Origin of the sequence: Burkholderia sp. b14 (assembly GCF_900156195.1) — a bacterium.
GTDB lineage: Bacteria > Pseudomonadota > Gammaproteobacteria > Burkholderiales > Burkholderiaceae > Mycetohabitans.
The window spans coordinates 411174-425304 of the sequence record NZ_FTPJ01000002.1; the positions used below are offsets into that span (position 1 = coordinate 411174).

Genomic DNA, 14131 nt, shown 5'->3' on the forward strand with positions numbered 1-14131 from the left:
CTTGGCCGTCAAGATATGATATCTTATAAGATATGCAACCAAGAATCGTTTTGGATACGTCAGTAATCGCTACCGCATTGCGCAGTGCTTGCGGCGCAGGTAATGCCCTATTGCGACTCGTCGCGCAGCAGAAGGTGGTGCCTTTGGTCACCCCCGCTCTGTTTCTCGAATATGAGGATGTGTTGAAACGGCCCGAGCAATGCCTGGTGACAGGATTGGATGTGGAAGCCATAGACCGCTTCCTGGCTGCGTTGGCCAGTGCTTGTGAGCCTGTCGAGATTCAGTTTCAGTGGCGCCCGCAGCTTCGCGACGCAAGCGATGAAATGGTCTTGGAAACCGCGATCAATGGTCGAGCCTATGCGCTTGTGACCTATAACGTCCGGGATTTTTTACCTGCGGCTGGCCGGTTTGGTCTGCGTGTTGCACGCCCTGGCGAATTACTGAAGGAGATACATTCATGAGTAAAGCCTCTTATCCACTTAAGCTTCCCGCTTCAGTGAAATCGGCTGCGCAGCAACTCGCGCGTGAAGATGGGGTGTCATTGAATCAGTGGATTGCCGTCGCGGTTGCGGAAAAGATTGGCGCAGTTGAAACAGCCGCTGCTTTTCTCAGGCGCAGGGCCGGCCACGCTCATCCAGCAGACTTATTGCCTTTTCTGGACAAGGCGGGTACCGAGACGCCACCTGCTGGCGACGAAATGTCCGTTTAAGCATGCTCTGGACAGTATGACAGAAGAAGCGCCCGTACAGGTTTGCGAAGCTCCTCAAGGTGATGACGGAATAGGTTGAACCAGCCCCCTGAACCCTTTTTTAGTGCCGGCTGCCGCTCCTGGTGAGCCGCGATTTTCTAAGGACAGGGGGCGCTGGCAATCAGCTCTGTGGCTGCCGAGCAGGGAGCTTGACCGGCTCCGTGTCGCCCCAGTTTTCCGATGACCGCGCACCGTCTCGCGGTGCCGCGTGCCTTCTTCGTGCAAGTACAGGTTCGTCGTGGTCAGCGACACGTGTCCAAGGTTATCGCACACCGTGCGCACATCAAGGCCGGCGTCGTCTGATGCGAGCTGGCCGTATGCCGCGCCAATGTGTTAAGGCACGCACCCGCTCGTCGGTCCGATCGGCGAATGCTGGCCCGCATGCGCAGCCATGATCATGCCCCCCGGCACACTAAAAATCTGACAGGCTCTTCCTGGGTTTTGTCCAGCGGCAGGGCTGCCATCAGTCGTTTAGGCTTCGCATTCTCCTCTTTGAATGGACACGTGCACGCTATGAACGAGAATGAAGTGGGTTCGGAAGCGGTGCAGCCGACACGGCGGCGGCGCCACAGCAAGCAGTTCAAGGAGACGGTGGTCCGTGCGGCGATGCAGCCAAACGTGTCGATCGCTGCGGTGGCGCTGCATTACCAGTTGAATGCGAACCTGCTGCGTCGGTGGGTGGCCGCGCAGCAGGAGCAGGACGCGGCGCGCGAAGCGCGCCAGTCGATGAGCGTGCCCGCGGCGAAGTTCGTGCCGCTGCAATGGCAGACGCCGGGCGTGGTGCCTGCCTCGACGGTGATTCAGATCGAAGTGCGCCGAGGGGCGGCGAGCGTGACGGTACGCTGGCCGCTTTGTGCTGCAGCCGATTGCGCGGCGTGGTTGCAAAGGTGGCTGCGATGATGCGCATTGACGAGATCTGGCTAGCAACCGAGCCGATCGATATGCGCGCGGGCATCGATACGATTCTGGCGCGTGTCGTGAAGGTGTTTGGCGCGGCGCGGCCGCACCACGCCTATTTGTTTGCCAACCGTGACTCGACGCGCATGAAGGTGCTCGTGTATGATGGGTTCGGTATCTGGCTGGCGGCACGGCGCCTGAACAAGGGGCGGTTCATCTGGACGAATGGGAACCAGGCGATGGCCACTGCGCTGAATCTGGCACAGTTGCGAGCGCTGGTAACCGGGCTGCCCTGGCACACGCTCGCACACGATCACGCGATCAGCGTCGTGTAATATCCCCAAAGCCGTAAGCTGTCTTGCTTGCCGCAGCGCGGTGGGTTCTGGCAGACTGGCCGCATGAACCTATCGGCTAACCTCAACGCTTTAAGCCCTGACGAACTGCGTACGCTAGCTGCGCAATTGATGGTTCAGGTGAGCGAGAAGGAGCGGGAGCTGCGCTACCGCCAGAGGCGCATTGACCAACTTACCTATGAGATTGCCGTGCTCAAGCGCTTGCAATTTGGCCATCACTGAGATCGGATGCATGGCTCATGCAAGACGCAAGTTCTTTGAGTTGCACGCCAACCACAAGAGTCAGATCGCTGAACAGGCGCTGGAATACTTCGGCGCACTTTACGCTGTCGAGCGCGACGTTGCACAACTTGAGCCTGATCGCAGGGGGGAAGTGCGTCAGCAGCGCGCTGGGCCCATTGCCGATGCGCTACATGAGTGGATGTTCACTCAGCGCAAACGGGTCAGTGAAGGATCGGCGATCGCCAAAGCGCTCGACTACAGTCTCAAGCGCTGGGAGGCGCTCACGCGTTATCTAATCGATGGGCATGTGCCCATCGACAATAACTGGCTGGAAAATCAGATTCGTCCCTGGGCTATCAGTCGCTCGAACGGGTTGTTTGCCGGTTCGTTGCGCGCTGGACAACGCGCCGCGGCAATCATGAGCCTGATTCGATCCGCGCAGCTCAATGATCATGACCCGTACGTCTATCTCAAAGACGTGCTCAATCGATTGCCCACCCATCGAGCCGACGACATCGCCTCGCTTCTACCACATCGCTGGGTGCCCACCGCAGCTTGATTGACGGCCATTTACGCCCTGGAATGCCTTCGCCGGATGCTTACGTACGTAGTCGGCCCTTCAAAATTCAAAATTGGGATGAGAAGTTTGGTGCGAGGGAAGTGAAACAGGACAGGTAGTGGCGCAGCGCCAAAGCGAGCGCAGCCACCCAAGCACAAAAAAGGCGGGCTGGATGCCCAACCGGGTAATGGCGCGTAGCAGCCAGCGCAGGTTATAGCCTGTCGAGCACAGCACGGCATGTACCGCATCACCGGTGACGCCTTTGAGCCAGCAGCGCCGCATTCCATGATCCTGTTTGACATGTCCGATGATCGGCTCGATGGCTTGACGCCGCTTCAAACGACGCCGTTGTGCCGGGGTCAACCTGTTGAGTTTTCCGCGATGCATCAACTGTACGGGCGCAACCTGAGCATCCACACCACGAAAGCCCAGATCGGTCAGCACAGTCTTCACACGTGGGGCACCGGCCAAATCCTGTATTAGGATCGAGGTTTGTTCGAGCTGTTGGGCCAAAATGTGGCCGTCGTAGGGGTTGCCAGCAAACGCTCGCGTACCGACAATGAGCCCTTGTTTGTGCGTGATAGCTAGACTTACCTTGACGCCAAACTCGTACGATTGGCGGGCCTTGCCTTTGCCGATGCATGCAACTTCCGGCGCATGTAGTGCATACAGTTTGTCTTTGTCCTTGGCACGCTGTTGGCAAATGCGCCAGGCTCGTTGCAGCCACCTGTGCAATGGCGCTTGTCGCTCGTGCGAGATCTTGTCCAGCTTGCGTTCGATCTCGCGCAGCACTCGACCCAACACGGTACGCTGGCGCTTGAGCACGCGGCGCAGACGCTTAAACTGCTTGGCATGCGCGTAGCCGCCGGCGCGTCGGCGTAGTCGTTTGCCTTCGCGCTCGTAGGTTTGCTTGAGCGCCAAGCCCGCATGCTGGGCCAAGCGCACCAGCTTGCTACGCGCCACCTCCAGCAGCCGGCTGTCAGTCGGATAAGCCATCGCTTTCTCTTGGACGGTAGTATCCACGATCACGCTTTCAAATTCGACCGGCTTGAGCGCCTTCATTTGTGCGGCAGCGGTAAGGGTCGCGGCCAGCAATTCTTCGACGCCGGCTTCGCCCAAGGCTTGCCGAAAACGCACTAAATTGGTCGGATCATACGGCAGGCGTGGCTGAAAGTACTGCTCACCGCAGAAGAACTGAAAGTACACGTGCTGTGCCCAGCGCTCGCACACCGACTCATCACTTTCGTTGTAGGCATGCTTCAAATAGAGCAGCCACACCATCAATCGCATTGACAGTCGAGGACGCCCGGCTACGCTTACACCGGCGCCAGCGAGCTTCGGTGCCATCCCGAACAGATCGGGCACGGTGCTGCTTAGAGCTTCGCGCGTGCGCCGCTCAAACAGCGGGGCGAGCGTCGCTTCAATCGTGCGCCATGGCATACGCGTGGCCAGCACCGCAAGCGGGTGCCGCAGGTCAATCATCGCGTCCAGGCGGCTACGAAAAAAATCCGGTGTCCCACAAGAACTTGTCTGGCTCGTGCTCATCGGCAGTGTTTAAAACTCCCAGAAATTGGCCCTATTGGATTATCTTTCTGGGAGTTGCGCAACCCCTCGATCGACTTCTGCGCCTGACTGCAACAGCATCTCAAACTTTTTGCAGGGCGGACTATGTAACCGGTGGCGCCCGATACGCAGCCCTTGGTCTCACAGCTCGTACATCACTGGGCGGCTGCCATGGCTGCCGCCACTGGCCACGAACGCCACGTTCACGTAGACCTGTTGCTGCACACGGGCGACACTAGGCTTGGCTCGCCGATGCGCGTAATAGCCAGAGCGGCTCACCTGCAGCACCCAACAGGTGTGACCGACTGATACGGCCTCTAAGCCTCCGCGCCGGGTTTGGCAATCAACTGATGTTTAACTCTGCAGAGCAGTTGCCAGTCCGGGCCCATTAATGGAGCCAAGGCCAGCCGCCTCATCCCAACCAGGCTGCGCCGGCGCGCCATTACTTCCAAGCACGATATCGCGGAACGCTGTCTCATGCGCCGTATAGAGCTTGCGCTGGAGAACGCCTTGGCTGATCGGTCCGGGTAAGGTTGAGAGGATTGCCGCGACATAGCCGGCAGTCAGTGGGGCTGACGCCGAAGTTCCTCCGACAATCTGCCATTGCCCATTGGCGACGATCGCATAGCCTGACGCGGGGTCGGCGTTGGCTGAACTGTCAGGGCTGCCACGATGCTCGCTGTGGACAATGCCCACTTGGTAGGCTGGCAGCGGTTCACGCGGATCAAATCCACCGCCCCCCCCCCGAATCGGCGGCATTGCCATCGCCCCACGCTGATTCCTGCGCGATCGAGCCATCCGCTTGGAGCACCAAGCGGGTTCCGCCCACACCCCAGACGTTGGGATCGCAGCAGGGATCATCAGGTGTACGAAAATTGGTCCCGTCATTAAGACTACTGTCGCCTGATGCGGAGAAGACATGGACATTTTGCACTGCAGCCTGCTCGCAGGCCTTCATGCGAGCGTTAATAGCCTCTGTCGGCTGGCTGTTAGCGGGCCCACCCCAGGAAATCGAGATTACCTCGCACCCGGCCGCGACAAGTGCGTTGATCGCATCGGGAATGCCGGTTGCGTTATTGGGCTCGAACTGCTCCAAGAGGGTCGCAGCCGTCCCGGTCGCATAAGCCCAAGCTGCGCCAGCACATTCGATGTCCAGCATGTTCTCGACTGTCGAATCCGAGTCCCACAGCACTTGTGGTCCTGCCGTACTCACAACTGGCGTAGGTAACCCATAGCCGGTAAAGGCTTTGCTCATGTCTGAAGACGAATAGTACCCACCAAGCGAAACAATTCCCAACTTCACCGGGCGTACTGGCTGGACTTTGGCGAACTGGTACGCTTGGCAAACCTGTGCCGGTGTCAACCCCTCTGATGGGATGTTTGCTAAATCGTCAAAGTACGGCTTCTTCCGCTTCTTAAGATAGCTTCGCATATAACCTTCCTGTCTGAGATAGCTTTGCATATGGCTTTGCTGTTTGAGATAGCTGTGCATGTCACTTTCTCCCGGTCTCTAATAGGTGGAGCCCAATGATTCCCCGATAAGCGGCTTTTCCGCCCTTGGCGATTGAAGCATTGGAGTTGGTGCGTCCCGACACGCGAGCACTGGGCCACGGAGGGCGTTCACGCCAATCAGTCAAAATATGCCAGACACTCATGAGTTTCTCCTTCAATAAAGAACTTACAAAATAAATCGAGGAAATCTAAAAAAATCCCTCAAGAATGAGAATGCAACTATTGTTATAATTTGTCTTTTAGACAGATCAATGCTCTATCCTAACTGATATTGTTATAGGTTTTCTGCAAATGAATTTTTTGACCATAAACATAAAACATTCTAGGGTTTGCCTTCGGCTAACGACGGCAATGTTGCCTCGGTGCGCGTTACCATAGGATTGAGCGCTTGAGTCGTAACATAAGTGTCCGGATCGGTCGCGAAGCTGGTAATCACGGCAGCCTGCTTTTTCGCCATTGAAGACGAACCGAGGAAGAATTCCTTTGCGCTCAAGACCATCGCAATCAGCACGCCCTCAATATTGCCGAGTACGCCAAAGGCAATCTCCGGGACCTTTATATCAAAAAACAACAGACAGAAGTGCGCGCCAATCACCGAAAATAGGGCACCTGTATATAGATAAGCAAGGTTACGCGGGGTGTGGTCTTCTGCAGTCAAGGTCATCTGCCGAGCATTAGCGCGGTCGGCGGCGTTCACTTTCGCCGTTTCGATGTTGGCGGTGATGGGGGCCTTCTCCAATTTAGCGGCGATGCACTGCAGCTCGACTTGGCTCTCAACGATCGACTCCTGAAACCGGTAGGCCAGTTCGGGATTGGCTTGGATTGCAGCCAACGCCTGCTCGGGCGTGCTGGTACCGGTGAGCGTTTGAGCAATCGTGACCACTTTCTGCGCCACCTGTTCGGCCCGGCTACCCCCAATCCACTGGGCGATTTGCGGCGCAAACTGCGCAAGAGCGAGAACAATCGGTAACATGATCTAAGCTCCGGCTACTCTCAAATTAGTGGCGATTCGCCGCGTCCAGCCGCGCCCAAAGCTGGGCCACGTTTGCAGCGCGGTTAAATAAGCTAGGCGGGCGGCTACAAAACGCAGGATAAATAGCTCCGGGTCGACCGCTTGCACCGCGGCAATCGTCTTAGGTCCAAGTTTGCCGTCAGCGAGCGTGCCGCTGGCTTGCTGCATCCAAACGACAACAGGGCCACCGTTGTAGTTGGCATCTAAGAGCTGAAACGCAACACGCGCATCATAACTATCGCAGTGCAGCGGATCCCAGTAAAGCGTCTTGGCAATGTGCTTGGCTGTCTCACGCGGCAAATCCTGCATGGGACCGGTATAGCCCCACGCGAGCGCCACCCGCTGGGTGATATCCCACATGGTTTCACCGCCAGGATCCTGAGGGTGATTGGAATAACCACCTTCATTGCCAATGAGCTGGTCAAAAGCATCATCAAAAGTGCTCATGCTGGGCCACCAAAGGAACGTTCATTCATCTGACACACGAAGCGGTTCACATGACGCAATACGAAAAGCACGCCCGTCAATTCTTGAGACCCATTTGCAGTCCTTGCAAACATGCCTACTTGTTCCCGCATATCACACTACGCAACGCACAACCCAATCAACGCTACGATGTTAAACATTAACTACTGAAGCAATACCAAACACCCATCGATAGACCAACGATATGTAACCGCATTGCACCGACATGGAGCTTGGCTGTATCGGTTGAGCCGCTCAAAAAATAAATCCTTGATTTCAATCTACACCACTCTACTTTGATGTCAAGTACTAGTGTGGATTGCTAAATGAATACAACATAAAAAATTAGGATGTTGAAAAAATGAAAAATTTTCACGGCGCATTGTTTTATGAAAATTATACCGATTACGATGACTTTTCCTAAAGCGAGTAGCCGTGCTTTGCTATAGTTAAAAATTTGGCACCGTGCCATGTCAGCAGCAACTTAGAAGTGGCTCTTCCACATTTTGTGTGAACCTGCAGGTGACAATAGTGGTCAAGCGCGTATCGCATCACTTGGACTACCGGCGTGGATTTTTCCTTCCTTCGACACCTGTTGCCCGTTTTTAGAGCGTGTTATGCACTTTCAGTGAAGCTCAGAATCGAATCAAGATGGAGAAGCGCAGACTCTATCCGAGCGACGTGACGGACGAGGAATGGCGCTTCGCTGCTGCGTTGGCTAGCTCACGCGGGCGCTGCGTGGCGCATGCTGCCGACGAACTTTCCTTCATGGGAGGCGGTGTATCAGCAAATTCAATGCTCGCTGCGAGCGGACTGCTTCGAAGCGATGGCTCAGGATTTGCATTCGGTGCTGTTTGTTGCGCAGGGTCGGCAAGCTCAGACCAGTGCGGTGGTTCTGAACGGGCGGACGTTGCAGTCGAGCTGCGAGCGTGGCCCACGCGCAGGTTATGGCGGCGACAAGCGTAAACGGGCAAGCAAAGTGCATATGGTCGTCAATACGCTCGGGCATTGGCTGGCGGTTCATGTCACGCCAGTCAATGAGCAAGCGCGCGCGCAAGTTCCGGTGTTGGCACAAGCGGGGCAGCTTGTGAGCGGGCAGAGCGTGAAGCTTGCCTTTGCCGACCAAGGTTATATAGGAGAAGAGCCTGCACAAGCCACGCAAGATGAAGGCATCGAATTGCAGGGTATCAAACGGCCAGAGGCAACGAAGGGCTTTATCCTGCTGCCGCGCCGACAGATTGTCGAGCGCAGTTTCGGATGGCTCAAGCGCTTGCGAAGACTCGCTCGCGACGACGAGCGTTTGCCTGAGACGCTCGTCGGCTTGCATTTCGTCGTCTTTGCCATGCTCATGCGCGTTCATGCCGCGCCTATCTTGCAAAGTGCATAACACGCTCTAGCAAAGCGGCACCAGGGTGTGAAGCGCCAAGCGCAGGCCCAGCTGTCGTAGGGGCCCACGTCATCGCGTAACTCGGTTGAGCCGGGCAATGGGCCGCAGGGCAGGCGCGCTGCATGATGCCAAGGCTACTGCCATTTAAAGAGTGGGGGGCGACCGTGAACACATTGAGGCACGGCTGCACACTAGATTCGCACCGCAAGCGGAGCGGGCCGGCCATTAGCGCTGTGGCGCCTGAGCAGGCGGCTCGACCGGGTCCGTGTCGTCCCAGTTCATCCGATGGCCGCGTACCGTCTGGCGGTGCCGCGTGTCCTCTTCCTCATGCAAGTACAAACTCGTCGTGGTCAGCGACACATGCCCGAGGTTATCGCGCACCGTGCGCAGATCGAGGCCGGCGTCGGCCTGATGGGAGCCGGCCGTATGCCGCAGCCAATGCGCCGACGCGCGCACCAGTTCGTCAGCCCGATCGGCAAAGGCTGGGCCGCGTGCGCGCAGCCACGACGCGGCGTCGCGAAAGATCCGCTTGATCGCGTCATGCAGGGCGGAGCGCGACAGACCACGGTGCGGGCCCCGGAAGGGCACGATCAGCGGCGTGTCCTCCGCCCGGCGGGGTAGCGAGGGCAGGCCACACGCCTGCCGGTAGCGGGCCAGCTCGACGATCAACTCTGGCGACGCCGGCACGCGCCGCGCGCGTTGCCCTTTACCCACGATGTCAAGCCACCACTGGTCCTGTCCATCCGGGCCCAGACGCCGCGAGAAGTCGCCCATGGTGCCGTGGGCGACCTCGGAAAGGCGCAGGCCTTGCAGATAGAAGAGCGTGGTCAGCCAGCGGCAGCGCGCGGAGTACGCGCGCTGCGCGGCTGTTTCTTGGGGCAGCTGCTCAACGAAGCGCTTGACCTCGTCCCATAGCGAAACGGATAAGTAGCGCGTGATGCGCGGCGCCGAGTGCTTGGCGCGCTGGCGCAGTAGCGCCATCGGGTTGCCGCGCAGGTAGCCAGCGTCCACTAGCCACGTGAACAGGCCGTTGAGGATCACCCGCGCTTGCCGCTGGCTCGCTGCGGACAGCGGCCCATTAAAGGGCCGCCAGCGCGCATCGCCGCGGGCGTACTTGCCGCCGGTGGCCGACACCCAGCGGCTCGCGGGCTGCGGGTCGGCCAGGAACGCGTTGAATTGTTGTAGGTCCTCGTGCGTGAGCGACGACAGCGGCTTGCCGAGCTGCACGACGGCCCACAGCATGAGCCGCTCGGCCTCCTTACGGTAGGCCTCGAACGTCGTTTGGGTGTCGGCGTAATTGGACAGCCAGGCGCGCACGGCGTCCAGGTCGTGACGCGCGGCGAGCTGCGCCGTCTCCGGGGCGCCGCGATTAGTGCCGTCGCGCCCGTCCAGATGCTCGGGCAACACGAGCGCCTCGACCGGTGTTACGGCAGTGAACGGGGTGACGGACACGGGTGGGGCGCTCCCAGGGCGAGGGTTAAACGAAACACAACGTTTGTTTAGGCGACACGACATTATAGGCGTAATGTCGTGTAGTGTGGCAAAGTTGTTAGATATTTACCGTATTACGTAGTATTATTTAAGCAAACTTTTTGGAAACTGCGATGAGTGATGCCCTGCCCCTTGACGCGGCGCTGGCCACCGAGATCGCGCGCTTGAAAGCCGCGCATCCGAATACACGCGAGTTGTATCGCGAAGTGTGCGCGCTGTTGTTCTTTCGCTTTGGCATCACTCCCACCGCGAACCGCCTGTACCAGCTGGTGCGCAAGGGCAGCATGGGCACGCCCACCGAGGTCCTCGCCGAGTTCTGGCGCGAGCTGCGTGAAAAAAGTCGTGTCAAGCTCGACCACCCGGATTTGCCCACCGAGCTGCGCGACACCGCCGGCGCGCTCATCGCGACGCTGTGGGAGCGAGCCGCGGCCACCGCGCACGCGGCGCTGGAAGACATACGTACCGAGGTGCGTGTCGAGCGCGACGCGGCCGCCGCCGAAGTAGCCGCCGCCCGCGAGGCTGCGGCGCACGCCGAGCGCACGCTCGCGACGCACCACGCGGCGCTGCTCGCTGCGCAGGCACGCCTCCAAGAACTGGAGCCCGCGCTGGCGGCGGCTGAAGCAGCGCGCCAGACACTGCACACGGAAGTCGAGCGTTTGCAACGCGACGCCCAGGAGCGAGACGCCGCACTCGCCCAAGCGCGCGCCGATTTTGCCCGCGAACTCGATAAGCTGCGGGCCGACACGGCGCGCGCCGAAGCGCGGCTGCAAGCGACGGAAAAGCGCGCGCTCTTGGAGACCGAGCATGAGCGCCGCATCAGCGCGCGTCTAATCAAGGAACGGGATGCGGCGGTGCGACGCGCCGACGAAAGTGACGCGCAGCGCCGCGCTGAGCGGCAAGCGCTGCAGGCGCAATTGGGGGACGCACGCCAGCACATTGGCATGCTGGAAGGCAACTTAGCCGCGCTGCAGCGCGCGAACGCCGACGCTGAAAAAGCGCGGCGCGTACGGCAGCGCAGACCCACCCAGTCCGCATCAGGCCAGACCTCTGGCCCGATTAGGCGGCCGCGGCCGCGCCCGCCCACGCGTGCGCTCAAAAAGACGCCGTGACGCCGTCACCGACATTCGCTTTTTATACAAAGGCTCATGTGGCCGCAGGCCGGTTAGCAAGCATAGGTCAGCCCATAGCCGATCTCGGGCAAGTCTCGAATCATCACCGCTCCGGAGGGCACTGGGCGGCAGGGGACCCAGATAATGGGCCAGCCGCTTGTATTCATCCATTGTTATGGCGCGCACCACATCGTGGCTGCCACGGTTTTGACGCGGAATCAGTGTAGATTGCTGTTGGTTAGCCTTACCGGAGCGAGTATGCGCCAGTGCATCCCAATCAATCCGACTAAACGACTCCGTGACCTCTCGCCCTGACGAATGCGTGTCGGTAAAAGGGTTGAAAAGCTGCTCACTGCTCGCAGCACCCGCGCGCACCAAGAAGTGAGGCCGCTTGGCATACGATTTTCCGCATTAAGAAGCCACCCCAATCAAAAACACAGTGTTTCTTGCTGGCCATCGCTTTGTGAGATACAATGTATCTCACATGATAGGAGGTCGCAATGGCTACAACGACAATGGTTCATATCCGTATTGACGAGACCGTCAAAGCGCAGGCTGCGCAAACGTTAGCCTCGATGGGGCTGACTGTCTCCGATGCCATTCGAGTCTTCCTGACGCGCATCGTGGCAGACAAAGCGCTGCCCTTTGCGATCCAAGCGCCCAATGCGGCCAGCCGTGCCGCCATGGCTGAAGCTCGCGAAATCATCGAGAGCCGCCACGTTCGCTTTGCAACTTCCGACGCTTTGATGAATGACCTTGAAAAGAACACCCGCAAGTAAGCGGGCCACTCTACCGCGCGCATCAGATTACACCAAAGCATTTCTCAAGGACTGGCAACGTCTGTCTTACTCGGGCCGGTACGATATGAACCGGTTGAAAGAGGCCATGACGTTGCTTGTTGCCAATGATGGCCCGCTTGCTGCTGAGTGGTTGGATCACTCGCTTGCGGGAGAGTGGGACAATCACCGGGAGTGTCACATTGGGGGCGATTTTCTGCTTATTTATAAGCTCGCTGATATCGGCAAGCATGGCTTAGTGATCTTCGTCCGAGCGGGCACGCATTCCGAACTTTTTTCTTAGCAGGACAAGAGGGCCTTCACCGCGCGCTCGACGTGTCGGTGGCCGGCGCTACTGCGCTCGCCCGAGCTGCACAGCGTCTTACGAAAACGAAGCGATTTGGGGGTAGCCTCACCCCAAGATCTCGTCGTCGGCCATGATCGCGCTCTTGTAGGCCATGAAGTGCTTGAAGCTGGATACGCCGTGCTCGTGCGCCCCCCGCGAGTCCGGCCGCAGTGCCGGACGTGATGTCCGCCGGCACCGATCACCGTCGCACCGGCCGGCGCGCGCAAGTCGGGTCCGATCTGCATGATCTTGCCGCCTTCGGCGCTGGATGCGCACAGCACGTCGGCACGCCAACGCTAGTTCGCGTCAATCAGCGTGCCGCCTCGAATCTAAATCGATCGGCGCAGCGCGCGACGCGCTTACGCGGGCTGCGGCTCGGCCACGTGCGCGGGATTGTTCGGATGCGTGATCCAGTTCGCATACCCGCCGGCGTCCACGCGCTCCATCGTGATGCATTGATCGACCGGGCATACGTGCATACATAAATTGCACCCGACGCAGCGCTCGTCGACCACTTCGAAATGGCGCTGGCCGCCGCGGCTCGCCGTGATCGCCTGATGCGACGTGTCTTCGCACGCGATATAGCACAACCCGCATTGGATGCATTTGGACGGATCGATGCGCGCCTTGATGTCGTATTGCAGGTTCAGGTACTTCCAGTCGGTCACATTGGGCACGGCGCGCCCGCGCACCTCATCCAGTGTCGCGAAACCCTTGTCATCCATCCAGTTCGATAAACCATCAATCATGTCGGTGACGATACGGAATCCGTAGTGCATCGCTGCCGTGCAGACCTGCACGCTGCCGGCGCCCAGCACGATAAACTCGGCCGCATCGCGCCAGTTCGAGATGCCGCCGATGCCGGAGATCGGCAGCCCCGACGTACTGGAATCGCTCGCGATCTCGGCCACCATGTTCAATGCAATCGGCTTGACCGCCGGTCCGCAGTAGCCGCCGTGCGTGCCCTTGCCGTCGACAGTGGGCATCGGCGCCATCTGCTCCAGGTCAACCGCGATGATCGAATTGATCGTGTTGATCAGTGATACGCCATCGGCGCCGCCCGCGTGGGCGGCCCGGGAACCCAGCCGGATGTCGGTGATGTTCGGCGTGAGCTTGACCAGGCAGGGGAGCCGGCTCGCCTGCTTGACCCAGCGGGTAACCATCTCGACGTACTCAGGCACCTGGCCGACCGCGGCGCCCATGCCGCGCTCGCTCATACCGTGCGGACAGCCAAAGTTCAACTCGACGGCGTCGGCACCGGTATCTTCGACCTGCGGCAGGATCGATTTCCATGCCTGCTCATTGCACGGCACCATCAGCGATACGATCAGCGCCCGGTCCGGCCAGTCGCGCTTGATCTGCGCGATCTCGCGCAAGTTCACCTCCAGCGGGCGGTCTGTGATCAACTCAATATTGTTCAACCCGGCGATGCGCTGGCCGTTGTACGTCGTGGCCCCGTAGCGCGAGCCGACATTGACCACGTGCGGGTCCAGGCCCAGTGTTTTCCAGACCACGCCCCCCCAGCCGGCCTCGAACGCGCGGTTGACATTGTAGGCCTTGTCGGTGGGCGGCGCGGAGGCCAGCCAGAACGGGTTCGGCGATACGATGCCGGCTATCGTGCAGCGAAGGTCAGCCATGATCGGCGCTCCGGTTTCTGATATCGATGTGAGTTGTCATGTCATACGGTCGGC

17 protein-coding genes and 3 pseudogenes are annotated in these 14131 nt (G+C 59.2%); 11 read left to right on the forward strand and 9 right to left on the reverse strand.

What is annotated here, in order from left to right; all coding sequences use genetic code 11:
- The first annotated feature begins 50 nt into the window (after window positions 1–50).
- From B0B13_RS02990 to tnpC, 7 genes and pseudogenes are all read left to right on the forward strand, one after another.
- Window positions 51–461: a putative toxin-antitoxin system toxin component, PIN family gene (locus tag B0B13_RS02990; RefSeq protein ID WP_286137213.1), complete on the forward strand. Its 411-nt coding sequence runs from the start codon at window positions 51–53 to the stop codon at window positions 459–461.
- A complete protein-coding gene (locus B0B13_RS02995) occupies window positions 458–709 on the forward strand; it encodes a pilus assembly protein HicB (RefSeq protein WP_076794280.1) in 252 nt (83 codons plus the stop codon). The genes B0B13_RS02990 and B0B13_RS02995 overlap by 4 nt, the downstream gene beginning before the upstream one ends.
- 219 nt (window positions 710–928) lie before the next feature.
- Window positions 929–1051 (forward strand): hypothetical protein, encoded by a 123-nt coding sequence (locus B0B13_RS19715; RefSeq protein ID WP_338910013.1) that lies wholly within the window; start codon window positions 929–931, stop codon window positions 1049–1051.
- A 210-nt stretch (window positions 1052–1261) separates the two neighbouring features.
- Window positions 1262–1648, forward strand: coding sequence for a transposase (locus tag B0B13_RS03000; RefSeq protein WP_076794282.1), 387 nt, complete (start codon window positions 1262–1264; stop codon window positions 1646–1648).
- Complete coding sequence (gene tnpB / locus B0B13_RS03005) at window positions 1645–1980, forward strand: IS66 family insertion sequence element accessory protein TnpB (protein WP_076794283.1); 336 nt, start codon at window positions 1645–1647, stop codon at window positions 1978–1980. The genes B0B13_RS03000 and tnpB overlap by 4 nt, the downstream gene beginning before the upstream one ends.
- Before the next feature lie 63 nt (window positions 1981–2043).
- A complete protein-coding gene (locus B0B13_RS18195) occupies window positions 2044–2220 on the forward strand; it encodes a hypothetical protein (RefSeq protein WP_170872339.1) in 177 nt (58 codons plus the stop codon).
- Window positions 2213–2779: pseudogene (tnpC, locus tag B0B13_RS03015) on the forward strand (IS66 family transposase); the annotation flags it as partial. The gene B0B13_RS18195 and the pseudogene tnpC, both read left to right, overlap by 8 nt.
- A 60-nt stretch (window positions 2780–2839) precedes the next feature.
- Here the strand turns inward: tnpC and B0B13_RS03020 are convergent.
- The 6 genes from B0B13_RS03020 to B0B13_RS03045 all read right to left on the reverse strand — a co-directional run bounded on the left by B0B13_RS03020 (window position 2840) and on the right by B0B13_RS03045 (window position 7313).
- On the reverse strand, window positions 2840–4324 hold the full coding sequence (locus B0B13_RS03020; protein WP_076794287.1) for an IS5 family transposase: 1485 nt from the start codon (window positions 4322–4324) through the stop codon (window positions 2840–2842).
- A 159-nt stretch (window positions 4325–4483) separates the two neighbouring features.
- Entirely contained in the window at window positions 4484–4621 is a 138-nt protein-coding gene (locus tag B0B13_RS18200; RefSeq protein ID WP_170872341.1) for a hypothetical protein, read from the reverse strand.
- A 75-nt stretch (window positions 4622–4696) separates the two neighbouring features.
- A complete protein-coding gene (locus B0B13_RS03030; protein ID WP_076794289.1) occupies window positions 4697–5101 on the reverse strand; it encodes a S8/S53 family peptidase in 405 nt (134 codons plus the stop codon).
- Window positions 5067–5834, reverse strand: a complete 768-nt coding sequence (locus B0B13_RS03035) for a S8/S53 family peptidase (protein WP_076794290.1) — start codon at window positions 5832–5834, stop codon at window positions 5067–5069. Before B0B13_RS03035 ends, B0B13_RS03030 begins: the two co-directional genes overlap by 35 nt.
- 342 nt (window positions 5835–6176) lie before the next feature.
- Window positions 6177–6827 (reverse strand): hypothetical protein, encoded by a 651-nt coding sequence (locus B0B13_RS03040; protein WP_076794292.1) that lies wholly within the window; start codon window positions 6825–6827, stop codon window positions 6177–6179.
- 3 nt (window positions 6828–6830) lie between these two features.
- On the reverse strand, window positions 6831–7313 hold the full coding sequence (locus B0B13_RS03045; protein ID WP_076794294.1) for a glycoside hydrolase family 108 protein: 483 nt from the start codon (window positions 7311–7313) through the stop codon (window positions 6831–6833).
- Window positions 7314–7982: 669 nt separating this feature from the next.
- Between B0B13_RS03045 and B0B13_RS03050 the strand changes: the two are divergent.
- Window positions 7983–8718 (forward strand): annotated as a pseudogene (locus B0B13_RS03050) (IS5 family transposase).
- A gap of 225 nt (window positions 8719–8943) precedes the next feature.
- Here the strand turns inward: B0B13_RS03050 and B0B13_RS03055 are convergent.
- Window positions 8944–10170: a tyrosine-type recombinase/integrase gene (locus tag B0B13_RS03055; protein WP_076794295.1), complete on the reverse strand. Its 1227-nt coding sequence runs from the start codon at window positions 10168–10170 to the stop codon at window positions 8944–8946.
- A gap of 152 nt (window positions 10171–10322) precedes the next feature.
- Between B0B13_RS03055 and B0B13_RS03060 the strand changes: the two genes are divergently transcribed.
- The 3 genes from B0B13_RS03060 to B0B13_RS03070 all read left to right on the forward strand — a co-directional run bounded on the left by B0B13_RS03060 (window position 10323) and on the right by B0B13_RS03070 (window position 12398).
- Window positions 10323–11318, forward strand: a complete 996-nt coding sequence (locus B0B13_RS03060; RefSeq protein WP_076794297.1) for a DNA-binding protein — start codon at window positions 10323–10325, stop codon at window positions 11316–11318.
- 500 nt (window positions 11319–11818) lie between these two features.
- On the forward strand, window positions 11819–12097 hold the full coding sequence (locus B0B13_RS03065; RefSeq protein WP_013428592.1) for a type II toxin-antitoxin system RelB/DinJ family antitoxin: 279 nt from the start codon (window positions 11819–11821) through the stop codon (window positions 12095–12097).
- Complete coding sequence (locus B0B13_RS03070) at window positions 12069–12398, forward strand: type II toxin-antitoxin system YafQ family toxin (protein WP_076788119.1); 330 nt, start codon at window positions 12069–12071, stop codon at window positions 12396–12398. Before B0B13_RS03065 ends, B0B13_RS03070 begins: the two co-directional genes overlap by 29 nt.
- Window positions 12399–12512: 114 nt before the next feature.
- On the opposite strand, the pseudogene B0B13_RS19005 reads toward B0B13_RS03070, so the two are convergent.
- Both B0B13_RS19005 and preA read right to left on the reverse strand, forming a co-directional pair.
- A pseudogene (locus tag B0B13_RS19005) lies at window positions 12513–12721 on the reverse strand (hypothetical protein); the annotation flags it as partial.
- 78 nt (window positions 12722–12799) lie between these two features.
- Window positions 12800–14077 (reverse strand): NAD-dependent dihydropyrimidine dehydrogenase subunit PreA, encoded by a 1278-nt coding sequence (preA, locus tag B0B13_RS03075; protein WP_076788121.1) that lies wholly within the window; start codon window positions 14075–14077, stop codon window positions 12800–12802.
- Between the last annotated feature and the right edge of the window lie 54 nt (window positions 14078–14131).